This is a genomic window from Seonamhaeicola marinus, assembly GCF_008085455.1.
Genome location: NZ_VSDQ01000892.1, coordinates 1 through 486, shown reverse-complemented (window position 1 = coordinate 486; position 486 = coordinate 1). Strand labels below are relative to the sequence as shown.

The 486-nt window shown below is 33.5% G+C and carries 1 protein-coding gene; it reads left to right on the top strand.

All coding sequences use genetic code 11. The features are described from left to right. The coding region (locus tag FUA24_RS24655) for a site-specific integrase (protein WP_148546088.1) at positions 1-371 on the top strand (371 nt) is incomplete at its 5' end. Positions 372-486: the final 115 nt, after the last annotated feature.

The following is a 486-nucleotide window of genomic DNA, read 5'->3' as shown; positions in this document are numbered from 1 at the left end:
AGAGGCTGGAGCTCGTTAAAGATTTATTCGTTTTTAGTTGCTATACTGGCTTATCGTATACTGATGTAATGAACCTCAACGAAGATAATATTACGTTCGGGATAGATGGTGGTAAATGGATAATCACTAATAGGCAAAAAATTCATAACAACGTAAAAATTCCATTACTGCCAATTGCTGAAGAATTGATAGAGAAATACAAAGAACATATCAACACCAAGAAAACGAAAACCTTATTCCCGAATACTTCAAATAAAAAACTCAACTCATCTTTAAAGGAAATAGCTTACCTATGTAAAATCAAAAAGAATCTAACTTGCCATATTGCTCGTCATACGTTTGCAACCACAATAAATTCAAATGGTATATGAAGTGGGACTTCTTGAGATGGTACTAAGTTAGATGTAGTTGCTTCATTTTCAAATATTTTTCACAATGCCTAATCAAGATGTTGCTGTACATGATGGAATCTCTATGACGGATCCG